The organism is Phreatobacter sp., from assembly GCF_052440005.1.
Taxonomy (GTDB): Bacteria; Pseudomonadota; Alphaproteobacteria; order Rhizobiales; family Phreatobacteraceae; genus Phreatobacter.
This window is the reverse complement of sequence record NZ_JBQVQL010000076.1, coordinates 1-23731: the sequence shown is the minus strand read 5'-3', so window position 1 is coordinate 23731 and position 23731 is coordinate 1. Positions and strand designations below refer to the sequence as shown.

General features: G+C 70.1%; 25 protein-coding genes. 10 read left to right on the top strand and 15 right to left on the bottom strand.

Features of this window, described 5'->3' with window-relative positions; genetic code table 11:
- Together ACT6XY_RS17130 and ACT6XY_RS17125 are read right to left on the bottom strand one after the other, a co-directional pair.
- On the bottom strand, positions 1-309 hold a 309-nt coding region (locus tag ACT6XY_RS17130), incomplete at its 3' end, for a general stress protein (RefSeq protein ID WP_444749543.1).
- Positions 310-326: 17 nt separating this feature from the next.
- Positions 327-695, bottom strand: a complete 369-nt coding sequence (locus ACT6XY_RS17125) for a PepSY domain-containing protein (protein WP_444749542.1) — start codon at positions 693-695, stop codon at positions 327-329.
- Between the two features lie 177 nt (positions 696-872).
- Here ACT6XY_RS17125 and dxs point away from each other — a divergent pair, with 177 nt between their 5' ends.
- Positions 873-2768 (top strand): 1-deoxy-D-xylulose-5-phosphate synthase, encoded by a 1896-nt coding sequence (gene dxs / locus ACT6XY_RS17120; RefSeq protein ID WP_444749541.1) that lies wholly within the window; start codon positions 873-875, stop codon positions 2766-2768.
- A gap of 130 nt (positions 2769-2898) precedes the next feature.
- Positions 2899-3354 carry a c-type cytochrome gene (locus tag ACT6XY_RS17115; RefSeq protein ID WP_444749540.1) on the top strand — a complete coding sequence of 152 codons (456 nt, stop codon included), beginning with the start codon at positions 2899-2901 and terminating at the stop codon, positions 3352-3354.
- A 71-nt stretch (positions 3355-3425) separates the two neighbouring features.
- Here ACT6XY_RS17115 and hemA read toward each other — a convergent pair whose 3' ends face one another.
- From hemA to bchF, 13 genes are all read right to left on the bottom strand, one after another.
- The gene (gene hemA, locus ACT6XY_RS17110; protein ID WP_444749544.1) at positions 3426-4622 is read right to left on the bottom strand and encodes a 5-aminolevulinate synthase; all 1197 of its coding nucleotides are present in this window, start codon (positions 4620-4622) and stop codon (positions 3426-3428) included.
- A gap of 164 nt (positions 4623-4786) precedes the next feature.
- Complete coding sequence (gene puhE, locus ACT6XY_RS17105; protein WP_444749539.1) at positions 4787-5857, bottom strand: putative photosynthetic complex assembly protein PuhE; 1071 nt, start codon at positions 5855-5857, stop codon at positions 4787-4789.
- Between the two features lie 13 nt (positions 5858-5870).
- Entirely contained in the window at positions 5871-6932 is a 1062-nt protein-coding gene (acsF, locus tag ACT6XY_RS17100) for a magnesium-protoporphyrin IX monomethyl ester (oxidative) cyclase (RefSeq protein WP_444749538.1), read from the bottom strand.
- Positions 6929-7234: a hypothetical protein gene (locus ACT6XY_RS17095; protein ID WP_444749537.1), complete on the bottom strand. Its 306-nt coding sequence runs from the start codon at positions 7232-7234 to the stop codon at positions 6929-6931. The genes acsF and ACT6XY_RS17095 overlap by 4 nt, the downstream gene beginning before the upstream one ends.
- Positions 7231-7692, bottom strand: a complete 462-nt coding sequence (gene puhC / locus ACT6XY_RS17090; RefSeq protein ID WP_444749536.1) for a photosynthetic complex assembly protein PuhC — start codon at positions 7690-7692, stop codon at positions 7231-7233. The genes ACT6XY_RS17095 and puhC overlap by 4 nt, the downstream gene beginning before the upstream one ends.
- A 10-nt stretch (positions 7693-7702) precedes the next feature.
- The gene (puhB, locus tag ACT6XY_RS17085; RefSeq protein ID WP_444749535.1) at positions 7703-8356 is read right to left on the bottom strand and encodes a photosynthetic complex putative assembly protein PuhB; all 654 of its coding nucleotides are present in this window, start codon (positions 8354-8356) and stop codon (positions 7703-7705) included.
- On the bottom strand, positions 8353-9138 hold the full coding sequence (gene puhA, locus ACT6XY_RS17080; RefSeq protein WP_444749534.1) for a photosynthetic reaction center subunit H: 786 nt from the start codon (positions 9136-9138) through the stop codon (positions 8353-8355). Before puhA ends, puhB begins: the two co-directional genes overlap by 4 nt.
- Before the next feature lie 33 nt (positions 9139-9171).
- Complete coding sequence (locus ACT6XY_RS17075; RefSeq protein ID WP_444749533.1) at positions 9172-10614, bottom strand: PucC family protein; 1443 nt, start codon at positions 10612-10614, stop codon at positions 9172-9174.
- The gene (gene bchM, locus ACT6XY_RS17070) at positions 10611-11312 is read right to left on the bottom strand and encodes a magnesium protoporphyrin IX methyltransferase (protein ID WP_444749532.1); all 702 of its coding nucleotides are present in this window, start codon (positions 11310-11312) and stop codon (positions 10611-10613) included. The genes ACT6XY_RS17075 and bchM overlap by 4 nt, the downstream gene beginning before the upstream one ends.
- The gene (bchL, locus tag ACT6XY_RS17065) at positions 11312-12223 is read right to left on the bottom strand and encodes a ferredoxin:protochlorophyllide reductase (ATP-dependent) iron-sulfur ATP-binding protein (protein WP_444749531.1); all 912 of its coding nucleotides are present in this window, start codon (positions 12221-12223) and stop codon (positions 11312-11314) included. Before bchL ends, bchM begins: the two co-directional genes overlap by 1 nt.
- 24 nt (positions 12224-12247) lie before the next feature.
- A complete protein-coding gene (bchB, locus tag ACT6XY_RS17060) occupies positions 12248-13798 on the bottom strand; it encodes a ferredoxin:protochlorophyllide reductase (ATP-dependent) subunit B (protein ID WP_444749530.1) in 1551 nt (516 codons plus the stop codon).
- A 2-nt stretch (positions 13799-13800) separates the two neighbouring features.
- Positions 13801-15099, bottom strand: coding sequence for a ferredoxin:protochlorophyllide reductase (ATP-dependent) subunit N (locus tag ACT6XY_RS17055; RefSeq protein ID WP_444749529.1), 1299 nt, complete (start codon positions 15097-15099; stop codon positions 13801-13803).
- Positions 15096-15599, bottom strand: a complete 504-nt coding sequence (bchF, locus tag ACT6XY_RS17050; RefSeq protein WP_444749528.1) for a 2-vinyl bacteriochlorophyllide hydratase — start codon at positions 15597-15599, stop codon at positions 15096-15098. Before bchF ends, ACT6XY_RS17055 begins: the two co-directional genes overlap by 4 nt.
- 267 nt (positions 15600-15866) lie before the next feature.
- On the opposite strand from bchF, the gene ACT6XY_RS17045 reads away from it, so the two are divergent.
- The 8 genes from ACT6XY_RS17045 to bchI all read left to right on the top strand — a co-directional run.
- Positions 15867-16799 carry a cobalamin B12-binding domain-containing protein gene (locus ACT6XY_RS17045; RefSeq protein ID WP_444749527.1) on the top strand — a complete coding sequence of 311 codons (933 nt, stop codon included), beginning with the start codon at positions 15867-15869 and terminating at the stop codon, positions 16797-16799.
- A 112-nt stretch (positions 16800-16911) separates the two neighbouring features.
- A complete protein-coding gene (gene ppsR / locus ACT6XY_RS17040; protein WP_444749526.1) occupies positions 16912-18267 on the top strand; it encodes a transcriptional regulator PpsR in 1356 nt (451 codons plus the stop codon).
- A gap of 90 nt (positions 18268-18357) precedes the next feature.
- On the top strand, positions 18358-18630 hold the full coding sequence (locus ACT6XY_RS17035; RefSeq protein WP_444749525.1) for a hypothetical protein: 273 nt from the start codon (positions 18358-18360) through the stop codon (positions 18628-18630).
- Positions 18630-19982: a BCD family MFS transporter gene (locus tag ACT6XY_RS17030; protein WP_444749524.1), complete on the top strand. Its 1353-nt coding sequence runs from the start codon at positions 18630-18632 to the stop codon at positions 19980-19982. The genes ACT6XY_RS17035 and ACT6XY_RS17030 overlap by 1 nt, the downstream gene beginning before the upstream one ends.
- A gap of 1 nt (position 19983) precedes the next feature.
- On the top strand, positions 19984-21186 hold the full coding sequence (locus tag ACT6XY_RS17025; RefSeq protein ID WP_444749523.1) for a geranylgeranyl diphosphate reductase: 1203 nt from the start codon (positions 19984-19986) through the stop codon (positions 21184-21186).
- Complete coding sequence (locus ACT6XY_RS17020) at positions 21183-21710, top strand: TspO/MBR family protein (RefSeq protein ID WP_444749522.1); 528 nt, start codon at positions 21183-21185, stop codon at positions 21708-21710. Before ACT6XY_RS17025 ends, ACT6XY_RS17020 begins: the two co-directional genes overlap by 4 nt.
- A gap of 2 nt (positions 21711-21712) precedes the next feature.
- The gene (gene ispH / locus ACT6XY_RS17015) at positions 21713-22708 is read left to right on the top strand and encodes a 4-hydroxy-3-methylbut-2-enyl diphosphate reductase (RefSeq protein WP_444749521.1); all 996 of its coding nucleotides are present in this window, start codon (positions 21713-21715) and stop codon (positions 22706-22708) included.
- Position 22709: 1 nt separating this feature from the next.
- A partial coding sequence (gene bchI, locus ACT6XY_RS17010; protein ID WP_444749520.1) for a magnesium chelatase ATPase subunit I occupies positions 22710-23731 on the top strand: 1022 nt, incomplete at its 3' end.

Sequence of the window (23731 nt, the reverse complement as noted above, 5' to 3'; positions counted from 1 at the left end):
CACCAGCGTGGCGGCGAGCCAGCCGGCCGCGACCACCGGGCCGAGGCCCGGAATGGCGAGGAGGCCCATGCCGGCCATCAGGCCGGCGGCGCCGCCGGCGACGGCACCCATGGTGGCGCCGGTGCCAGCGCCGGTGCCGGCGTCGGAATCGGCATCATGGCGATAGTCGCCATAGGTGGAGCGCTCCATCGAAGTGTCGTTGGACATGATGGACACGTCGCGATCGGCAATGCCTTCGCGACGGACGCGATCGACGGCCTGGGAGGCGGCGGCGTAGGTGTCGAAGATCGCCGTGACTGACTGTTCCATGAGAATGATCTTTCCTGTTATCGGGCCTGGATGTTGCCGCGGTAGTCGATGCCGATCTCGACGGAGCGGCCCTGGTACTGGCCGCGGCCGCGCCAGACCCCGTTGTCGTCCTTGGCGAGACCGGTGACGCCGGTGATGCCCGCTTCGCGGAAGCGCTCGGTGGCCTGGCCCTCGGTGAAGCTGTTGGCGCCGTTCTCCAGCGGGGCGGCGTTGACGGCGCGGGCCGTCGTGGTGGCGGCCGGGGCCGTGGGCGTGCCCGCACCCGGAGCCGGCGCAGCCGGAGTGGTGGCGGGGGCGGTCGGCGCGGTGCCGGGGGCGGTCGTCTGCGCCAGGGCAGTTGCGCTGACCAGCGCCAGCGCGGCGGCAGCCGTAAGGAACGTCTTCATGGATAGAGCCTCCGTTGACAGTGAGGGGACAACGGAAACGAGGCTGCACGGTTCCTAACCACCGACGGCCTGTTTTTCAGGCAGGGGAAGGGAACCGGAACGACAAACTTGTTTGACAATGAATTGTGTCACTATATTCTGACACTCCGGTGCCGTCATGCACACGGAGGACGCGCCATGCACCCCACTCCGGTTCTCGACAGCCTCGCCTCACCCCACGACATCCGAAGCCTCGACGCCGGCGCGCTGCGGCAGCTCGCCGGCGACGTGCGCGCGGCGACCATCGACGCGGTCTCCCAGACCGGCGGGCATCTCGGCGCCGGCCTCGGGGTGGTGGAGCTGACCGTGGCTCTGCACCACGTCTTCGATACGCCGCGCGACAAGATCATCTGGGACGTCGGCCACCAGTGCTACCCCCACAAGATTCTCACCGGCCGGCGCGACCGTATCCACACGCTCCGGCAGAAGGACGGGCTCTCCGGTTTCACCCGGCGGGCCGAGAGCCCCTACGATCCCTTCGGCGCCGCCCACGCCTCGACGTCGATCTCGGCGGGGCTCGGCTTTGCGGTGGCGCGCGACCTGACGGGCGACGACTTCGCCGTGGTCTGCATCATCGGCGACGGGGCCCTCTCGGGCGGCATGGCCTATGAGGCGCTCAACAATGCGGGGGCCCTCGGCTCGCGCCTCGTGGTCATTCTCAACGACAACGAGATGTCGATCTCGCCCTCCGTCGGGGCGCTTTCGACCTTCCTCGCACGGCTCGCCCCTGCCCTGCCCGGCGGCGCGGCGGAGCGCGTCCTGACACCCTCGGCGGAGCGGGCCCGCAGCCCGCTGGCCGACGGCGGCCTCTTCGCCGATCTCGGCTTCCGCTATGTCGGACCCGTCGACGGCCACGACCTCAACCGGCTTGTGCCGCTGCTCACCGAGATTCGCGACGGCCCCGCCGGACCCGTGCTGATCCACGTCGTCACCGAAAAGGGCCGGGGGTACCAGCCCGCCGAATGCGCCGCCGACCGCTACCACGGCGTCGTGAAATTCGACGTCGGCTCCGGCGTGCAGGTGAAGGTCAAGTCCAACGTCCCGAGCTACACCAAGGTCTTCGCCGACAGCCTCGTCGCCGAGGCGGAGCGCGACCCGCGCATCGTGGCGATCACCGCGGCCATGCCGACCGGGACCGGCCTCGACCTCTTCGCCAGGACCTTTCCCGAGCGCTGCTTCGACGTCGGCATCGCCGAGCAGCACGCGGTCACCTTCGCTGCCGGGCTGAGCTGCGAGGGGCTGAAGCCCTTCGTTGCCATCTACTCGACCTTCCTGCAGCGCGGCTACGACCAGATCATCCACGACGTGGCGCTGCAGGGCCTGCCGGTCCGCTTCGCCATCGACAGGGCGGGGCTGGTCGGTGCCGACGGGCCGACGCATGTGGGCGCCTTCGACGTGGCGGCGCTGACCTGTGTGCCCAACATGGTGGTGATGGCAGCGGCCGACGAGGCCGAACTCGTTCACATGGTGGCCACGGCCGCGGCCCACGATACCGGACCGATCGCCTTCCGCTATCCGCGCGGTGACGGCGCCGGGGTCGAGATGCCCGCGCGGGGCGTGCCGCTGCCGATCGGCCGCGGCCGGATCCTGCGCGAAGGCAGCGACGTCGCGATCCTCTCCTTCGGCACGCGCCTCGCCGACGGCCTGGCGGCGGCCGAGGCTCTCGCGGCCTGCGGCATCTCCGTCACCGTGGCGGACGCCCGCTTCGCCAAACCGCTGGACACTGCGCTCATCGCCCGTTTGGCCTGCACGCACGACATGCTTCTCACCATCGAGGACGGCGCGGCCGGCGGGTTCGGCGCCCATGTACTGCAATGGATGGCGGGCGAAGGCCTTCTCGACCGGGGCCTCAAGGTGCGCAGCCTGACCCTGCCGGACAGGTTCCAGGCTCAGGATTCCCCGGCCGGCATGTATCGCGAGGCTGGTCTCGACGCCCGCGGCATCGCGGATTTCATCACCCGCACCCTCGGCCCGGCGCGATCCGCCGAGGCCGCGCCGCGCCGGAGCGCCGGCGTCGGGGTGGCAGCGCTTTGACGGGGCTCGCCCCGTCTCCCCTCGCGGCATCCCGGCGGACGCGATCCGCCGGGCGCGATCGTTCGTAGACCCCTCGTTTCATCACCAACAGGCGGGCCGCGAAGCATCGCCGTCACGGAGGAGCATTCCCATGGCATTCATTCGTCGCACGATCATCGCCACAGCCTCGGCCCTCGCCCTCTCCGCCACGGCGGTTCTGGCGCAGACCACCCCGCCTGCGGCACCAGCGGCGCCTGCCGCCGCGGCTCCCGCGGAGGGCGGCGACGCCGCTGCCGGCGAGCGGATCTTCGCCCAGTGCCGCGCCTGCCATCAGGTTGGACCGACGGCCCGCGTGGGCGTCGGCCCGCCGCTCAACGGCATCTTCGGCCGCAAGGCGGGCTCCTTCCCCAACTTCAACTATTCGCCGGCCTATCGCACCCTCGACAAGACCTGGGACGAGGCGAATTTCCGCGTCTACATCCGCAACCCGCGGGAGGTGACGCCGGGCACCCGCATGGTGTTCAACGGCCTGCGCGACGAGACGCAGATCACCAACCTCATCGCCTATCTCAAGCAGTTCAACGCCGAGGGGCAGCGGACGCAGTAGTCATCGTCCCCGCGCGGACGTCATGAAAAAGGGGGCCTCGCGGCCCCCTTTTTTGCGTCACTTCGACAGCCTCAGGGAACGGCCTTCCAGACCGCCTTCAGCGAGCGGACGAGGTGGTCGATGTCCGCATCCGTGTGGAGCGGCGAGGGCGTGATGCGCAGCCGCTCGGTGCCGCGCGGCACCGTCGGATAGTTGATCGGCTGGACGTAGATGCCGAACTCCTCGAGCAGCATGTCGCTCATCGCCTTGCAGCGGACGGGCTCGCCGACCATCACCGGCACGATGTGGCTGGGATTGTCGAGGATGGGGATGCCCGCGGCGCGCAGGCGCCGGCGCACTGCCGCCACCCGGTCCTGATGGGCGGCACGTTCCGCGTTGCTGTCCTTGAGGTGGGCAATGGCCGCCGTGGCACCGGCCGCCGCCGCCGGCGGCAGCGAGGTCGTGAAGATGAAGCCCGAGGCGAAGCTGCGGACGAAGTCGCAGAGCGCATCGGAGGCGGCGATGTAGCCGCCGACGACGCCGAAGGCCTTGCCGAGCGTCCCCTCGATGACGGTGAGGCGGTGGCTCAGCCCCTCGCGCTCCGAGATGCCGCCGCCGCGCGGGCCGTAGAGACCGACGGCATGAACCTCGTCCAGATAGGTCATGGCGCCGAAGGCGTCGGCGACGTCGCAGATCTCGGCGATGGGGGCGATGTCCCCATCCATCGAATAGACCGACTCGAAGGCCACCAGCTTCGGCACGGAGGGATCGAGCTCGGACAGGCAGCGCTCGAGGTCGCGCGGGTCGTTGTGCCGGAAGACCTTCTTCGGCGCCCGGGAATGGCGGACGCCCTCGATCATCGAGGCGTGGTTGCCGGCATCCGACAGGACGACGCAGTCGGGGATCTGCGAGGCGAGGGTGGAGAGCGTCGCCCAGTTGGAGACGTAGCCGGAGGTGAAGAGCAGCGCCGATTCCTTGCCGTGCAGGTCGGCGAGCTCGCGCTCGAGGAGCACATGGTAGTGGTTGGTGCCGGAGATGTTGCGGGTGCCGCCGGCGCCGGCGCCGCAGCGGTCCAGCGCCTCGTGCATGGCCTGGAGAACCGCGGGGTTCTGGCCCATGCCGAGATAGTCGTTGGAGCACCAGACCGTCACCTCGCGCTGGCGCCGGGCGCCGCGGTGGGTGGCGTGGGGGAAGTTGCCGACGTGGCGCTCCAGGTCGGCGAAGACGCGGTAGCGGCCCTCGAGGCGCAGCCGGTCGAGCTCGCCGACGAAGAAGGACTCGTGGTCGATGGGCCGGGTGTTGCGGCGGGCGAAGGCGCCGGCATAGGGGCAGCGGGAGACGGAGCCCTCGGGAGGCGCCGAACCGTGCGGGGATTCGACGGAGAGGGAGTCCGTTCGGGTCGCATAGCCCAGGTCGTCGGTCATGATGTCCTCCCTTTCCGTGGTTCCACGGTTCATGCCGCACATGCGGCCAATGCCTTGCCGAGTTGCGCGGCGTCGAAGTCGCGGCCGACGGCCGTGACGAATGCGGGCTGGAAGCGGCGCGGCGGGACCGGCTGCAACTCGGTGCGGCCGTTCTCGACGAGGAACCGGATCCAGCCCTGTTCGGAGCGGCTGGTGCCGCTGATGCTGATCACCTGACCGAAGCGGCCGGTGGCGACCTGGTCGAGGACGCCGCGGAGCGCGCCGGGGTCGACGGCGCCGAGCATGGGCGCCTCCCAGGAGCGCAGGCTCGTCCCGCCCTGCGGCGCGGGGGCAACGAGGCGCCGGTGCGAGGCGAGACCCCAGTCCCAGAGCCATGTCGAGGGGATGGGCAGGAACATCAGCCAATGTTCGAGGATGGCGAGGGCGAGCATGGCGGCCGGCAAGAGGAGCGCCAGCGACTGGAAGGGCGTCGCGGCGGGGTCGAGCGCCCGCACCAGCATCAGCGCAAGGACGGCGGAGGACGCGCCGACCGAGACCGGCAGCAGCGCATTCATTGGGCGACGGCGGAAATAGGTCGCGAGGTAGCGCAGGTGAGCCGGCAGGAAGGCGTCGGGGATGTTCGGGGCGCCGAGATAGATGTTCAGCTTCGAGCTGAGGCGCATCACCCAGAGGACGGCGAAGGTCCAGAGCGCCACGGGGTTCTCTGCCTGGACGGTGAGCAGGGCCACAACGCCCCCGGACAGGGCTATGGCAATCTCGTGGTCGATGACGGCGGCGGTGGCGAGGCGGAAACGCAGCCAGCCCTCTGCGCCGGGCGGACAGGGCTCGCGGCGCGGCCCGACGATGGTGCCGGAGAGGAAGGCGAGCTCGTTCCATCCCCAGACCACGAGGGCGGCGACGAAGGCGGCATAGGCGGCAGCGGTGGTGGTCTCCCCCGCCGTCCATGCGATCACGCCGAAGGCGGCGAGGAGGAGGAGGGTCGCCACGCCGAAACTCCAGCGATGGAGCCGGCGTGGCAGGCCGTCGACATAGAGGATCGCGCCCGTGCTGAACCACCAGAGCAGGACGGTGATCAGGATGGGGAGCGCGATCTCGACCATGGCGGGTCTCCCGTCACCAGGCCGGAGCCAGCCGGACCTGGGCCGGCAGGTCGTTGGGGACGACGGGCAGCGTGTAGAGGCGCAGGAAGGTGGCCGCGCCGCGCACGCCGAGCCAGGCCCGCTGGAGCCGGCCGACGATCCCGCCGCGCTCCTTGGCCGCTTCCGTCGCCTGGACGATGGCGAGCAGCCTGTCGAGCCCCGGCTTGAAGGCCGGATGGTCGATGTCGAGCGTGAAGGGGAAGACCTGCTTGGAGATCTCCGAGGTGATGCGGAAGACCCGGTAGTCGTAGTCGGAGGGCGAGATGCCGAGCTGGCGGTGGAAGGCCGGCCGCATGTGGTCGCGGACATACATGGTCGCGTAGACCGCGAGCAGGAAGAAGCGGATCCACAGCCGGTTGCCGCCGGTGAGCAGCTTCGGGTTGGCCCGCATGATCAGGGCGAAGGCCTCGCCGTGGCGGAACTCGTCGTTGCACCAGTTTTCGAACCACTTGAAGATCGGGTGGAACCGGCGCTCCGGGTCCCGCTCGAACAGGCGGTGGATGGTGATGTAGCGGGCGTAACCGATCTTCTCGGAAAGGTAGGTCGCGTAGAAGATGAACTTCGGCTTGAAATAGGTGTACTTCTTCTCCCGCGTCAGGAAGCCGAGATCGACGCCGACGCCGAAATCCTTGAGCGACTCGTTGATGAAGCCGGCATGGCGCGATTCATCGCGCGCCATGAAGGTGAAGAGCTCGCGGATATCCTTGTTCTGGATGCGCTTCTTGATCTCGGAATAGAGCACGCAGCCGGAGAATTCGGCCGTCAGCGAGCTGACCATGAAGTCGAGGAACTCGCCCCGCAGGTCCTCGGGCAGGGAGTTCAGGTCGAAGTCGAAGCCCCCTTCCCGCTTGAAGTGGCCGCGGTTGGGGTCACGCCGCATCTCGCCGAGCAGTTCGTCCCATTCCGCCCGGACCGACGAGATGTCCAGCTTGTCCATGGCGGCGTGGTCGGTGGTGTAGAAGCGCGGGCTCAGCAGCGCGTCTTCCTTGGCGATGTCGGTGGAGAAACTGGCTCTCGTGCCGCCTTCGGGTGTCATTGCTCGCCTCCCGCCGGCGCGAAGCCGACCTCGTAGAGTTCGGTCAGTTCGAGATAGGCGGCGATCTTCGTCGCGAGTCGGGTCAGCCCCCCGGCGCGGATCACGGTCGCTGTGCTCTCGAAGACGCGCCGCTCGCCGAAGGCGATGTGGGAGGGGGCGTTGTGGACGAGAACACGGTCGCCGGGACGAATTTCCACGGTGCCGATGTCGACATAGGCGTGCAGGCTCTCAGGCGTATTCTCCAGGTCGATCGTGCAGGGCACGTCGAACCGTCTTTCCCCGTTTTTCCCGTCTTGTGTCATCGTGAACCATCCTTGTTTGGGAGGAGTCGGGAGAACGCCTCCAGGTTCGTTTGGCCGAAAGACCCGAGCGCGATTTCGCGACCGGTCGCGAGGTCGACGAGGATGACCATGCCGTTCTGCCGCCGTTCGATCCGGAACGGCAGATCCGGGCCCAGTCCCCGCATCTTCCTGTCGCGGGCGAGCCCGCGCATGACCCCACGCATGAATCCGCCCTCCCCGAGCGGAACCACCAGGACGACCTTGCGATCGGCGGCGTCGAGCACCGTGATCGAGCCGTCCCGGGTGTCTTGGAAAAGGAGTTCTTTCGCCTCGACCGCGGGCGAGGCCGGCACCGCGACGGTGCCGAGCCCGGCATAGCGGCCGAGGCCCGCCGCCAGGATCGCCAGGGCCACCACCACGCCCGCCGCCATGACGGGCCAGGTGCGGAAGCGGATGTCGACGTGGGTGGCGGCGGTCATGGCGATCTCCTCAGGTCGCAGGCGTCGGCAGAGCGCCGCCGGCGGCGGGCGAAGGCCCGGTTGCGAGCAGGCCCTTGGGCTGGACCGGGGCGCCCGAGAGGGCGGCGGCCAGGAGGCCGGCCACGGCTTCCGCACCGCGGATGCAGCGGAGCATCGGCTCGGGCCGGGTGAAGCGCCCGGGCCGCCAGTTCGGCCAGAGCACGAGGGCGGCAATGCGGTTGCCCTTCGCGAGGCGCAGCGGGATGTCGCCCGACCCGTCAGCACGCAGCTTCAGGGCGGCCGCCTCGATCTTGCTGAAGGGCAGGTTGACCGTGACCGGCAGGGCGACGCCCGAGCGGATGACGACCCGCCGGGAGGTGATCGTGTAGATGGTGCTGCGCGCATAGGCATGGGCGAGCAGGGTCAGCACGCCCATGCAGGCGACCCCGAGGAGGGCGATCCAGAGCATGTGGCGCGAGGCCGCCGCAACCGTGAGCCCCTCGCCGTGGGCCGCGATCCCCCGCCATGCGACGAGCAGGGCGAAATAGACCGCGACCTTGCGGACGTGGAAGGCGCGGACGGCGAGGGCCCAGCCGTCGGGCTGGCCCTGCCAGAGGATCCGCTCGCCCTGGGGCGGAACGGCCGGAAGGCCGGGAATGGGCTCGAAGTCGAAATCCTCGCTCATATCAGCGGCTCCGAGCGGCTGGGCGAGGCGTAGAGCTTGCCACCGCCGAAATAGCCCATGATCCGGTCCTCCTCGAGGAGGGTGATGCGGTTCGGATCGCGCAGGGCAGGCACGCCGGGGAAGTGCTCGCCGAAGATGGCGGAGACCTCGACGCGGCCGCGGCGGCCGTTCACCCGCGCGAAGCCCATGGGGATCATGACGCGGCGCGGGGTCCCGGCACCGGGGATCTCGGCCTCGAGGTAGCGCAGGACATATTCGGCCCGGTCGATCCAGGCGTCGACGACGGTGCCGACGACCTCGCCGTCACCGGCGACGACCTTCATGCCGCGCGGGTCGGGGTCGCCCTCGGCGATGTGGAAGGTTCCCGCCTCGCGAAGGGGCAGGATGCGGGGGCCGCCGGAATGGATCCGGTCGGGGACGTCGGCGCGCTCGGCATAGGCGGCCGGGCCCACACCGTCGGCGAGAGGATTGCCGGTCGGCACGAGCGGGGCACCGGGGAACTTCGCCATGGGCCTTGCAGCGACGGGCCGGAGGTCCGGGCGTCCGCCGGCCACCACGACCGGCTCGCCGCCGGCGACGCGGTAGGTCTTGGGGGACGGCGGCGCGGGCCAGCCGATGACGGAGGCGCGACGCGTCCTGTCGCCCGCCGCCTCGAGCATGGGATAGCCTTCGCGCTTGCTCTCGCGGTGCAGGTAGAACACCAGCCCCGCGAAGAAGATGACGAAGGCCCACAGGCAGAGCAGCGCCAGGTCGATGCCTCTGTCTTCCAATCCGGTGATCATCGTCGCCTCCATGGGCCGTGGGAGTGGTGTGGCCTAGCGCGGGAACTGCGGCAGGCCGAAGGATGCGAGGCCGGTTCCCTCGGCCTCCAGGGGATGGGTTTCGCGCCCGACGAGGGGGCCGAGGGCGACGAGCGTGACGAAGAGGAGCAGGAGCTCGACGTGGTAGACGGCGCCGTAGCCGACCGAGGGGCCGGTGAGGGCCGGCCCGAGCGAGCCGCTGGCGGCGAGCGCCGCCGTGACGTCGCGCAGGATGCCGCCGAAGGCGATGGCGAGGCCCGCGGCGCTCGCCTGCACCGCGCCCCAGGCGCCCAGCGCCAGGCCGTTGTTGCCGCGGCGGTCGAGGCTCATGGCAACCGTCAGCGTGCCGACGCCGAACAGGCCGCCGCCGAAGCCGATGAGGGTCGCCCCGATGCGGAAGAGGCCGTTGGAGCCGAGCGGGGCGGCCATGATGACGGCGGTGAAGGCGCAGATGCCGCAGATGGCGCCGAGCGCCGACAGCCGGGCGGGGTCGAAGCCGCGCGCCAGCAGCCGTGCCGAGACGGCGAAGGCGGCGATGGCCCCGAGGGCGACGAGCATGGTGAGCATCGTCGTCGCTCCGACGCCGAGGCCCATGACCTCGCCGCCATAGGGCTCGAGGATGATGTCCTGCATGTTGAAGGCCGCGGTGCCGAGCGCCACGGCGACGAGGTAGCGGCGGGCCCGTGGCTCGGCCATGAGGCGGGCCCAGGCCTCGGAGAAGCGCGGCGCCTCGGAGCGGGCGCGGTTGCGCGAGGGGTCGCGCGGTTCCTGCTTCCAGAGGGCGACGACGTTGAGCACGATGGTGACGACGGCGGCGCCCTGGATGACCTGGATCAGGCGCATGGGGCTGAAGTCGGAGAGCAGGAAGCCGAAGGCCGCGCCGCTGATCAGCATGCCGACGAGGAGCATGAGGTACATCAGCGCCACGACGCGGGGACGGGCCTCTTCGCGTGTCAGGTCGGTGGCGAGGGCGAGACCTGCGGTCTGCGTCGTCTGCAGCCCGGCGCCGACCAGAAGGAAGGCGAGCGCGGCCCCGATCTGGCCGACCCAGACCGGGCCCTCCCCGTCGCCGGAGAGGACGAGCAGGGCGAAGGGCATGATGGCGAGCCCGCCGAACTGCAGGAGCGAGCCCATCCAGATGTAGGGCACGCGACGCCAGCCGAGGGCCGAGACGTGATTGTCGGAGCGGAAGCCGACCACGGCGCGGAAGGGCGCGAAGAGCAGCGGCAGGGCCACCATGACCGCGACCAGCGAGGCGGGCACCGCCAGCTCGACGATCATCACCCGGTTGAGTGTGCCGACCAGCAGCGCGGTGGCCATGCCGACCGAGATCTGGAACAGCGACAGGCGGACGAGGCGGGCGAGCGGAACCTCGACGCTGGCGGCGTCGGCAAAGGGCAGGAATCGCGTGCCGATCTGCCGCCAGAGGTTCAACACGGTTCCGCCGGCGCGCATCATGGGTGCACGAGCTCCATCGCCTGGCTGATGTAGAAGCCGCGGGAGATCTTGACGGTGCGGGTCTGGCCCCAGCCGGCGAGGGTCGGGTCGGCGGCGATACGGCGGGAGAGCGCCGAGGCGCCCACCGGCTCGATCGCCGGGGCGCGGTCACCGCGGGGGAACAACCGCCCGACGGCGTGCATGGCGCCGAGAAGGGCGGTGCGCGGGGCGAAGGTGAAGACGATGGAGGAACCAGCCTGCCGCGAGAGCTGGGCGAGCACGCGCACCATGTCGTCGGCGCGGTAGTGGATCAGCGAATCCATGGCCACGACGTGGTCGAAGCGGCCGAGCATCGGGTCGAGGAAGTCGCCAACGCGGTAGTCGATGCGGCCGGGCAGGCTGGTGCCGGCGGTGCGCTCGCGGGCGAGCCCGACGAGCGTCGCCGAGAGGTCGATCGCCACCACCTCGGCGCCGCGCCTTGCGGCCTCGACGGCGAGGGCACCCGTGCCGCACCCGGCATCGAGGATGCGGGCGCCGCGCAGGTCCTCCGGCAGCCAGGAGAGCAGCGTCTGGCGCATCGTGTCGCGGCCGGCGCGGACGGTCGCCCGGATGCGGCCGACCGGGGCGTCGGAGGTGAGCCGCTTCCAGGCCTCGACCGCGGTGCGGTCGAAGTAGGTCTCGAGCTCGTGGCGCCGGTCGCGATAGGTGATGGTGGGCATCAGTCGAACCCCAGCAGGTCGAAGATCTCGCGGTCCTTGAGCGGGTTCACGAGCAGCGGCTCGGTGCCGTCCCAGAGGTGCTGGGCAAGGCGCAGGTATTCCTTCTGGACGGCGAGCACTTCCGGCGTCGCCTCCATCTCGAAGAGCGTCGACTTCTTCAGCCGCGAGCGGCGGATGACGTCGAGGTCGGGAAGGCGGGCGATGGTCGAGGTGCCGACCGCCTTGTTGAAGCGCTCGATCTGGTCGGTGTCGGCGCTGCGGTTGGCGATGACGCCGGCGATGCGCACGTCGTAGTTCTTCGACTTGGCCTTGATGGCCGCGACGATGCGGTTCATCGCGAAGATCGAGTCGAAGTCGTTGGCGGCGACGATGATGGCGCGCTCGGCGTGCTGGAGCGGGGCGGCGAAACCGCCGCAGACGACGTCGCCGAGCACGTCGAAGATGACGACGTCGGTGTCCTCGAGGAGGTGATGCTCCTTGAGGAGCTTCACGGTCTGGCCGACGACGTAGCCGCCGCAGCCGGTGCCGGCCGGCGGCCCGCCCGCCTCCACGCACATGACGCCGTTGTAGCCCTCGAAGACGAAGTCCTCGGTGCGCAGTTCCTCGCTGTGGAAGTTCACGCCCTCCAGCACGTCGATGACGGTGGGGATGAGGCTCTTGGTCAGGGTGAAGGTGGAATCGTGCTTGGGGTCGCAGCCGATCTGCAGCACCCGCTTGCCGATCTTGGAGAAGGCCACCGACAGGTTCGACGAGGTGGTGGACTTGCCGATGCCGCCCTTGCCGTAGACGGCAAAGACCTTGGCGGAGCCGACGTCCATGGCGGCGTCGATCATGACCTGGACGCTTCCCTCCCCGTCGGGGCGGCGCGGCACGGGATTGCGGATGGCGATGGGCGTCGCGAGGCCTGTCATGCGGCGCTCCCCGGTCGGATGGCGTCAGCGGCCGAAATGGGCTTTTGCATCGTAAAGGGTGTCCAGGGTGATGGTTGCGATGCCGCGCTCGAGAGCGAAGCGTTCGGTGTTGCGGCGCGCCTTGCCACGGACGAAGAAGGGGATCTTGCGCAGCTCGTTCTCGGCGCCCGCATCCCAGCGGGTGGTGGCCGGAACGACGGAGGGCGCCGCCGGCTCGGGTTCCGCGGCGACGGCGGCAGCGGGTGCGGCGGGCGCAGGAGCCTTGCCGAGATGGGAGCCGCTGCGGTCGTTGAACTCGAAATCGTCGCGGAACATGTGAAGGAGATGTTCCTCCAGGCCCATCATCAGCGGGTGGACCCAGGTGTCGAAGAGGACGTTGGCCCCCTCGAAGCCCATCTGCGGCGAGTGGCGCGCAGGGAAATCCTGCACATGGACCGGCGCGGAAATGACCGCGCAGGGGATGCCCAGCCGCTTGGCGATGTGACGCTCCATCTGCGTGCCGAGGATGAGCTCTGGCCGGAGGGCGGCGATCTGGTCCTCGACCTCGAGGTAGTCGTCGGTGATCAGCGCCTCGATCCCGTGTTCGGCGGCGACGGCGCGGACCTCGCGGGCGAATTCGCGCGAGTAGGTTCCGATGCCGACGAGGTCGAAGGCGAGTTCGGTGGTGGCGACCCTGGCCGCTGCGACGGCGTGCGGGCCGTCGGCGAAGATGAAGACCCGCTTGCCGGTGAGATAGGTCGAATCGACCGAGCGCGAATACCAGGGCAGGCGCGATCCGGCCTCGGCGGTGAGTGGCGGGAGGCCGGCGACGCGGGCCACCTCGGCGATGAAGTCGCGGGTGGCGCCGACGCCGATCGGCACGGTGCGGACCGCCGGCTGGCCGAAGGCCTTCTCGAGATAGCGGGCGGCGGCCTCGGCGATCTCGGGGTAGAGAACGACGTTGAAGTCGGCCTCGCCGAGACGGGCGATGTCGGAGGGACGGGCGCCGAGCGGGGCGACGACGTTGACCGTCACGCCGATCGTCTCCAGCAGGCGGCGGATCTCGAGGAGATCGTCGCGGTGGCGGAAGCCGAGAGCGGTGGGCCCGAGAATGTTGCACGTGGGGCGGGGCCCGCGGACGTGATCCGCGGCGCGCGGCCGGGCGAGGCCGCGGACGAGGCGATAGAAGGTCTCCGAGGCGCCCCAGTTTTCCTTCTTCTGGTAGGCGGGCAGCTCCAGCGCGATGACAGGGATCGGCAGGCCGAGCGTGGTGGCAAGGCCGCCGGGATCGTCCTGGATGAGCTCGGCGGTGCAGGAGGCGCCGACGATCATCGCCTCGGGGCGGAAGCGCTCGTAGGCGGCGCGGCAGGCCTCCTGGAACAGGCCGGCCGTGTCGCCGCCGAGGTCACGCGCCTGGAAGGTCGTATAGGTCACCGGCGGACGGCGGTCGCGCCGCTCGATCATGGTGAAGAGCAGGTCCGCATAGGTGTCGCCCTGCGGGGCGTGGAGCACGTAGTGCAGGCCCTCCATCGCGGTCGCGATGCGCATGGCGCCGACGTGGGGAGGTCCTTCGTAGGTCCAGAGCGTCAGTTGCATGGCTACACCGCCAGCTTCTGGCGACGGGCCAGCGGTCGCGCGAAGAGCTCGGCGAGGTCGCCGGCCTGCTCGTAGCCCTGGATCGGCGTGAAGATGAGTTCGATCGACCACTTGGTGGCGATGCCTTCCGCCTCCAGCGGATTGGCGAGGCCGAGGCCGCAGACGACGAGGTCGGGCGCGGCACGGCGGCAGCGGTCCAGCTGGCGCTCGACGTCCTGGCCCTCGGAGATCGCCGTGCCGGGAGGCAGGAGCGCGAGTTCCGCCGCGAGATGGCCGCGGTGGAGATAGGGGGTGCCGACCTCGATCAGGTCCATGCCCAGCTCGCGCGCCAGGAAGCGGGCGACGGGGATCTCGATCTGCGAATCGGGGAAGAGAAAGACCCGCCTGCCCTCGAGGGCAGCACGATGTCGGCGAACCGCGCGCTCGGCGCGCGCCTCGCCGGCAGCGGTGACGTTCTGGAACCTCTCGCGGGAGACATGAAATGCCGTCGCGGCGGCCTGAAGCCAGCGGGTAGTACCCTCGGCGCCAACGGGGAGCGGCGCCGAGAGAAGGCTCGCGCCGCGCTCCTCGAGCGCTCTGGCCGTGTCCTTGAGGAACGGCTGGGCGAGCAGAACCTGCGTGGCGGGGCCGACCGGTGGAAGGTCGGCCAGGCGCCGCGCGGGAAGGAAGCCGACATCGGCGATGCCGAGGCCGTCGAAGAGGCGGCGGAACTGGTCCTCGACCACGTCGGCGAGGGTTCCGGCCACCAGGAGGGACGGCGCGGCGCCGGGGGCGGCCGCCGGCATCTGCGGGACGATGGCGGCCAGCGCCGCGTCCTCGCCCTCGGTGAAGGTCGTCTCGATGCCGCTGCCGGAATAGTTCAGCACCCGGACACGCGGGGCGAAGATCCCGTCCAGCCGGCGGGCCGCGCGGTGGAGGTCGAGCTTGATGACCTCGGAGGGGCAGGATCCCACCAGGAACAGGAGGCGGATGTCAGGGCGGCGGGAGATCAGCCGCTCCACGACGCGGTCGAGCTCGTCGTTGGCGTCGGTGAGGCCGGCGAGGTCGCGCTCCTCCATGATGGCGGTGGCGAAGCGCGGCTCGGCGAAGATCATGACGCCGGCGGCCGACTGGATCAGGTGGGCGCAGGTGCGCGAGCCCACCACCAGGAAGAAGGCGTCCTGCATCTTGCGGTGCAGCCAGACGATGCTGGTGAGGCCGCAGAAGACCTCGCGCTGGCCGCGCTCGCGCAGAACGGCATCCTCGGCGCAGCCGGCGGCGGGACGGGGGGCGGACGGGGCGATGAGGGTGTGGACGGTCATGACGGCCGCCCCGCGAGGCCGGCGGCGACGTCGAGGCGGGCGCGCCGCAGCTTGACGACGTACTGGGCGGCGTTGACCACGTAGAGGAGGTAGGCGGCCAGCGCGACGGCCATCTGCGTGCCCGGCGTCACGCCCGGCACGACGAGGGTGGCGAGATAGGCGGTGTGCAGGGCGATGACCGCCATGCTCACCACGTCCTCCCAGTAGAAGGCGGGAGCGAAGAGATAGCGCCCGAAGACCGCGTGCTCCCAGAGCGATCCGGTCACCATGATGGCGTAGAGCGCGAGGGTCTTGGCGACGATCGAGGCGGTCGCCGCAGCGTAGCCCTCGCCGGTCGCGAGATAGCGCAGGACGAGGACGAGGCTGACGATGAAGATGGCGAACTGGACGGGGGCGAGCAGGCCCTGCACCAGGGTCCACCGGGTTCCGTCCCTCCGCCGCCTCTGGTCGGGCGTGTAGAGCGGTTGGGCTCGGGAACTGTTCACTGCACGACCGGTCATGAGACCTCCGCCGGACCAGGGCTCGGCCCCGTCGGCCAGGACAGCGCGGCGGGACGGGTCAATGTGAGTGTAAAAAAAAGTTTACGTCAAGGCCGATTTACTCCTAGAGTGTCAACCAGCACGAACACTCCTCGACTTGCGAGACCCATCATTTCCGGTACTCTGTCAGACGGATCCTGTAACGCCCGAGACTTCATCCGGGCGTCCAAGTTCCCGCATGAGGTGCCCTGATCGCCTGCAAGAAAATAACGGTCCGGACGTCCTATCGTGGAAGAACCGGTCCTAATGGGGGAGAGGCCCATGACGGACATAAGGTATGGCGACAGCCCCAACGGCTGGTCGTCCGGCTCCAGCACCGGCACATCACCCGCCGGCGAAGCCCGCCTGAAGAGCAGCAGCGGACAGGTCGTCGTCGACGACCGGCTCCTCGTGACCATTGCCCGCACGATCCAGTACGAGGTCGTCCCGCGCCTGCTGATGGCCACCCGGCACAAGGATTCCGGAGGGTCGCGTGCGGCTGAGGCGATCGCCCAGCCAGAAATCGACGAATTCGTCACCGCCGTGATGTTCCACGACATCCACGTGGCGCTCACCCAGATCGAGGCACTGAGGGATCGCGGCCTGAAGAGCGCCGACATCTTCCTCGGGCTCCTCGCCCCCGCCGCCCGCCGCCTCGGCGACCTCTGGCTCCTCGACCGGTGCAGCTTCGCCGAGGTGACGATGGGGCTCGTGCGCCTGCAGAACATCATGCGCGCCGTCGCGCCGCCGCCGCGGACGCAGGACCCGCCGGGCGAGAAGGAACGCCGCATTCTCCTCGCCGTCTATCCCGACGAACAGCACGCCTTCGGCATCACGCTGGTCGGCCAGCTCTTCACCGAGGCGGGCTGGCGCGTCACGCTGATGACCCCCACCCGGATCGCCGAGGTGACCCAGCGGTTGTCGTCCGAGTGGTTCGACTTTGTGGGCATATCGCTGAGCAACGACAGCTTGATAGAAAAGTTGACATCAGCCATAAGCCAAATGCGGCGAAAGTCGCGGAATCGCTCGATCGGCGTCCTGGTTGGAGGAGCCACGTTCAACGGCAATCCCGATCTCTACGCCACTGTTGGCGCCAATGCCTCTGCCTCTGATGGCCGGGAAGCCGTTCAGATCGCCGAGGGTCTCATGGGAGTTGCGTCGCACCCTCATGCAGGCAATTGAACCGTGATCCCGACGCGCGCTTTCCCGAAGCGGGCGACCAAGAGCGAAGCTGCCCATGTCGACGCCTGATCCCAACGCACTGGTCGGTCTTGATGGCAAAACGGCGATGGCCATGGCATCGGTCGTCGCGGACATCGTGCTGGTTGTGGACAGCGACGGGATCGTGCGCGACCTGACGACGAACACGGACGCGGCGATCGCCGGCGACGCGCGGTCGTGGATGGGGCAGCCCTGGATCGACACGATCGCCCCGGACAGCCGCCACAAGGCGACCGCCCTGCTCAGCGAGGCGACGAAGGGCACGGCGTCGGCCCTGCGCGAGATCAACCACAAGGGGTCCGATTCCCAGGCGACCATTCCGATCCGCTATTCGGCCGCACGCGGCAAGTCGCCCGGCAACGTGGTGATCGTCGGCCGCGACCTCAGCGCTTTGTCCGGCCTCCAGCAGCAGCTGGTGAAGGCCCAGCAGGCGATGGAGCGCGACTATGCGCGGCTGCGGGCCGCCGAGACGCGTTACCGCGCCCTGTTCCAGATGACCCGGGAGCCGATCCTGATCGCCGAGATCGGATCGCGGAAGGTGGTCGAAGCCAATCCCGCCGCGATCGATGCGCTCGCCCCGCCGTCGGGGCGCGTGGTCGGGCGCGCCCTCCCCCAGCTGTTCGACGACAAGGGCGCGACGGAGATCGAGGGGCTGCTGTCCCGGTCCGCCGGCGGCCAGGCCTCCGTCACCGTCAAGGTCGCCAGCGCGGCGAACGGGCGCGAATTCGAGGCGACCGCGTCGCTGTTCCGCAACGAGGGTGCGACCCTCGTCCTGCTGCGCCTGGTGCCGCTGGTCGAAACCACAGTCGGAGCGTCGGCGTCGGGCTCCGCGCGCTATCTCGACCTCATCGAGAAGCTGCCCGACGGGTTCGTCGTCACCGACCTCGAGGGCAATGTGGTGGAGGCCAATCCGGCCTTCCTCGAGCTTGTGCAGCTCGCCACCATCGAGCAGGCCCGCGGTCACCAGCTCGGCGAGTGGCTGGGGCGCCTCGGCATCGATTTTCCGACCCTCACCTCGACGCTGCGCGACTTCGGCTCGGTGCGCAATTTCTCGACCATCGTGCGGGGCTCCTTCGGCGTAACGGAGACCGTGGAAGTCTCCGCCGTCCTCGTCGAGGCCTCCGACTTCCCCTGCTACGGCTTCGTCATCCGCGCCACCGCGCGGCCCCTGCCCGCCACCGGCGGCAAGAACCAGCTCCTGCCACGTTCCGTCGACCAGTTCACCGAGCTCGTCGGCCGCGTCTCGCTGAAGGAACTCGTCCGCGAGACCACCGACATCATCGAGCGCCTGTGCATCGAGGCGGCGCTGGAAATGACGCAGGACAACCGCGCCACTGCGGCGGAGCTGCTCGGCCTCAGCCGGCAGAGCCTCTACCTCAAGATGCGCCGCTTCGGGATCATGGACGATCCCGCGCTCGATACAGATTGACACTCCGTTATGTAAAGAAAAGTTGACACTCCGGCGGGACGCTCCTACCCTGCCGGAATGAGCAACACGAGCGCGCCCGCCGTTCTCGACATGCCGCAGCCCCGCCTCGGCCGGGCCGTGATCGCCGCGCTTCTCCTCATCCTCACCGACGCCCATGCGCCCACGCTCGTGGTGGCGCTGGCGGGCGGTCTCGTCCTCGCCTCCGCCCTTCTTCTCGCGGTCGCCCGCAGCGGCTGGCGGCAGCGGCGCGTCGGAGCCCTGGCGCCACGCCTCGGCGATGCCGGGACCCGCCATCCCCTCCCCCTTCCCTCCACCAGACCCGTCGGCTTCCGGCGGGTCTTCACGTCCTGCGTGAGGCCCTGATGCACGCGCCCCATCTGACCTGGCTCCAGATCATCCGCCTCGGTCTCGTCCAGACCGCCCTCGGCGGCATCGTGGTCCTCACCACCTCCACGGTGAACCGAGTGATGGTGGTCGAGCTCGTCCTCCCAGCCATGCTGCCCGGGGCCCTCGTCGCCTGGCACTACAGCCTGCAGATCCTGAGGCCCCGCTTCGGCTACGGCGCCGACCAGGGCCGGCGGATGACGCCCTGGATCATCGGCGGCATGGCCATTCTCGCCATCGGCGGCAGCCTCGCCGCCGTCGCCACAGCGCTGATGGCCGCGTCCTTCTGGGCCGGCCTCGCCCTCTCCGTCATCGCCTTCACGCTGATCGGCGCGGGCGTCGGCGCTGCCGGCACATCCCTCCTCGCCATGCTGGCGAAGCGCGCGGCGCCGCAACGCCGGCCCGCCGCCGCCACCATCGTCTGGATCATGATGATCGCCGGCTTCGCCGTGACGGCCGTCGCCGCGGGTGCATTCCTCGACCCCTTCTCGCTCGACCGGCTGGTCATCGTCGCGACCGCCGTCAGCGTCATCGCGCTCGCCGTCGCCGTGCTGGCTGTGGCCGGCATCGAGGGCCGCTACGAGGGCCTGCCGGCGCCCGCGTCGCCCACCGAGACGCGGTTCGGCTGCGGCTTTCCGGTGGCGCTGGCGCAGGTCTGGGCGGAGCCCCGGGCGCGCCTCTTCACCATCTTCATCTTCGTCTCCATGCTGGCCTTCTCGGGCCAGGACCTCATCCTCGAGCCCTTCGCCGGCCTGATCTTCGGCCTCAGCCCCGGCGCCACGACGCAGTTGTCCGGGCTGCAGAACGGCGGCGTCCTGGCCGGCATGGTGACCGTCGCCCTCGCGGGCACCTGGCTGCGCCACGACGGCGCAGGCTCGCCCAAGCTGTGGACCATTGGCGGCTGTCTCCTCTCCGCCCTCGCCCTCGGCGGCCTCGCCGTCGGCGGGTGGCTCGCAACCGACTGGCCGCTGCGCTCCAACATCGTGCTGCTGGGCTACGCCAACGGCGTCTATGCCGGGGCGGCCATCGCCACCATGATGACCCTGGCGGGCGCCGGTGCCGAACGGCGCGAGGGCACCCGGATGGGCGTCTGGGGCGCCTCGCAGGCCATCGCCTTCGGCATCGGCGGGTTCCTCGGGACCGTCGCCGTCGATGGCCTGCGCGCCCTCACGGGTTCGGGCCTCTTCGCCTATGGCAGCGTCTTCGCGGTCGAGGCCGTGCTGTTCCTCGTCGCAACCGGCCTCGCGGTCCGCATCCTCGCCCTGTCGGCAGGGCCGGAAGAGGCGCCGGCCGCCGAGCCTTCGTCGCAACTCGCACTCGGGGTGGGCTAGCATGGACGGGCGCAATCATTTCGACGTGGTGGTGGTAGGCGGGGGCCCCGCGGGAGCGACGGCCGCCGCCGAGCTCGCGGCCCGCGGCCGGTCCGTGCTGCTCCTCGACCGAGCGGGGCGGATCAAGCCCTGCGGCGGCGCCATTCCGCCGCGGCTGGTGCGCGACTATGCCATCCCCGAGGCCATTATCTGTGCGCGGATCAACTGCGCCCGGATCGTCGCCCCCTCCGACAAGCACGTCGACATGCATATCGACGGTGGCTACGTCGCCATGGTCGACCGCGAGGTCTTCGACGAGTTCCTGCGGGAGCGGGCCGCCGAACGCGGCGCCGTCAGGCGCACCGGGCGGTTCCTCAGGATCTCGCGGGATGCCGAAGGGCTCGCAACCGTCCATTTCCGGAGTGGCACGGAAGCGGCGGGCACGCTGATCGACGACAGCGTCACGGCGCGGATGGTCATCGGTGCCGACGGCGCCAACTCCATGGTGGCCCGCCAGGAAATCGCCGGCGGCGACCGCATGCGCTGCGTCTTCGCCTATCACGAGATCGTCCGGGCGCCGGAAGGGTCGGACGAGATCTTCGATCCGCGCCGCTGCGACGTGCACTATGACGGCCGCTACTCACCGGACTTCTACAGCTGGGTGTTTCCGCACGGAAAGACCGCGAGCATCGGCACGGGAACCTTGCACAAGGGCTTCGGCCTGAGGGAATCGGTGGCGGCCTTCCGCCGCAAGACCGGTCTCGACGGGCTGGAGACCATCCGGCGCGAGGGCGCGCCCATTCCGCTGAAGCCGCTGAAGCGCTGGGACAACGGGCGCGACGTGATCGTCACCGGCGATGCCGCCGGCGTCGTCGCTCCCGCCTCGGGCGAAGGGATCTACTACGCCATGGCTTCGGCGAGCCACGTCGCCGAGGCGGTAGAGGAGGCCCTCGCGAGCGGCCGGGCGAAGGCGCTGGCCGCGGCGCGCAGCCGCTTCATGAAGGCGCACGGCCGGGTCTTCATGATCCTCGGGGTCATGCAGTGGTTCTGGTACCGCAACGACCGCCTGCGCGAGCGCTTCGTCTCGATCTGCGCCGACAAGGACGTCCAGCGGCTGACCTGGCAGTCCTACATGCACAAGGAACTCGTCCGGCAGAGCCCGGTCGCCCATGTGCGCATCTTCTTCAAGGATCTCGGGCACCTGCTCGGACTGGCGCGCACATGATGGACACACTCGCCAACCACTGGGTGGCGATCACCGTCGCGGTGACGGGGACCCTCGTCGTCGCCTTGGTGGGCGGCTGGCTGACCGAGATCGGCCCCTGGTACCGCTCCCTGACCTTTCCCGCCTGGAAGCCGCCGGACTGGGCCTTCGGACCGATCTGGACGACGATCCTGACGCTGGCGGTCATCTCCATGGTGATGGCCTGGGTGGCAGCGCCCTCGCCCGCCGCGCGGGCCCTCGTGGTCGGCCTCTTCGTCGCCAACGGCGCCCTCAACGTCGGCTGGAATCTCCTGTTCTTCACCATGCGCCGGCCCGACCTCGCCCTGGTCGAGGTGGCCTTTCTCTGGTTGTCCATCCTGGCGCTGATCGTCGGGCTGGCGCCGATCAGTCCCACCGCCGCGCTGCTGCTCGTCCCCTACCTCCTCAGGGTCGGCATCGCGGCCTTTCTCAACCTGCGGATCGTCCGGCTCAACGCGCCCTTCACGGGCGCGGGGGCGCGGAGCCACGGCACCATCGGGAGGTGACCATGCTGCGACGAGACGAACTGACCGTCGTGCTGGCGAGCCCGCGCGGCTTCTGCGCCGGCGTGGTGCGCGCCATCGAGATCGTCGAGCGCGCGCTCGCCCTCTACGGCCCGCCGGTCTATGTCCGCCACGAGATCGTCCACAACCGGCACGTGGTGGCCCGCCTGTCGCGGCGGGGGGCGATCTTCGTCGAGGACATCGACGCCATTCCGCCCGGCGCCGTCACGGTGTTCAGCGCCCACGGCGTGTCGCAGGCCGTGGAGGAGGAGGCGCGCCGGCGCGGCCTCGACGTCATCGACGCGACCTGCCCGCTAGTCAGCAAGGTGCACCGCCAGGGCCGCCGCTTCGCCGAGAAGGGCTACAGCGTCCTGCTCGTCGGCCACGAGGGCCATGCCGAGGTCGAGGGCACGCGCGGCCAGGTGCCGGGCGGCGTCACCGTCGTCGGCACGGTGGAGGACGTGGCGGCGGTGGAGGTCGCAGACCCCGCGCGCGTCGCCTACGTCACCCAGACGACGCTCAGCGTCGACGACACGCGCCAGGTGGTGGACGCCGTCAAGGCGCGGTTTCCTGCGGCGGTCGGGCCCGAGCTCGACGACATCTGCTACGCGACGCAGAACCGGCAGACGGCGGTCTCGCTGATGGTCGAGGACGTCGATCTCCTGCTCGTCCTCGGCTCGCGCAACAGCTCCAATTCCAACCGTCTGTGCGAGATCGGCCGCAAGGCCGGCATCGCCGCCCACCTGATCGACGACGCCTCCGAGATCGATCCGTCCTGGCTCGACGGCGTCGCCCGCGTCGGCATCACCGCCGGGGCCTCGGCGCCCGAGGATCTGGTCCAGGCGCTGATTTCCCGTCTGTCGGACATGCGCGCCGTCACCGTCGAGACGGTGGGCGACGTCCGCGAGACCATCGAGTTCCGCCTGCCACAGGCGCTGCAGGCCGCCATGCGCGAGCGTGAGCTCGCCGCGGCCCATGCGCCGTCATCGAGGAGCCTGTGACATGGGCATTCCCTTTCCCTTCACGGCCATCGTCGGCCAAGCCGAGATGAAGCAGGCGCTGCTCGTCGCCGCCGTCGATCCCGGCATCGGCGGCGTGCTGATCACCGGCGACCGCGGCACCGGCAAGTCCACCGCGGTGCGCGGCCTCGCCGCCGTGCTGCCGCCGATGCGCGTGGTGGCGGGCTGCCCCTACCGCTGCAGCCCCGCCTCGGCGGCCGCCGACTGCCCCCATTGCAGCCAGGCCGCTGCGGCCGGCCAGACCCGCAAGAGCGCGATGGAGGCCGTCCGCGTCGTGGACCTGCCGCTCGGCGCGACCGAGGACCGGGTCGTCGGTGCCCTCGACATCGAGCAGGCGCTGGTCCACGGCCGCAAACGCTTCGAGCCGGGGCTGCTCGCCCGCGCCCACCGCGGCTTCCTCTACATCGACGAGGTCAACCTCCTGGAGGACCACCTGGTCGACCTGCTCCTCGACGTCGCCGCCTCCGGCGAGAACATCGTCGAGCGCGAGGGCCTGAGCATCCGCCATCCCGCCCGCTTCGTGCTGGTCGGCAGCGGCAATCCGGAAGAGGGCGAATTGCGCCCGCAGCTTCTCGACCGCTTCGGCCTCTCCGTCGAGGTGACCTCGCCGGACGACATCGCGCTCAGGATCGAGGCGGTGAAGCGGCGCGAATGGTTCGACCGCGATCCCAAAGGCTTCGTCACCTCCTGGGCGGCGGAGGAGAAGCGCCTGCGCAGCCGCATCACGGCGGCGCGCCGACGCCTTCCCGCGATCGAGGTCAGCGACATGATGCGCCACGCCATCGCCGCGCTCTGCATCAAGCTCGGCACGGACGGCCTGCGCGGCGAACTCACCCTCATCCGGGGGGCCCGGGCGCTGGCGGCGCTCGCCGGCGCCGACGCGGTCCAACCGAACCATCTCCGGCAGGTGGCGCCGCTGGCGCTGCGCCACCGCCTCAGGCGCAACCCGATGGACGAGGCGGGCTCGCGCCTCAGGGTGGAGCGGGCCGTGGCCGAGGCCTGGGC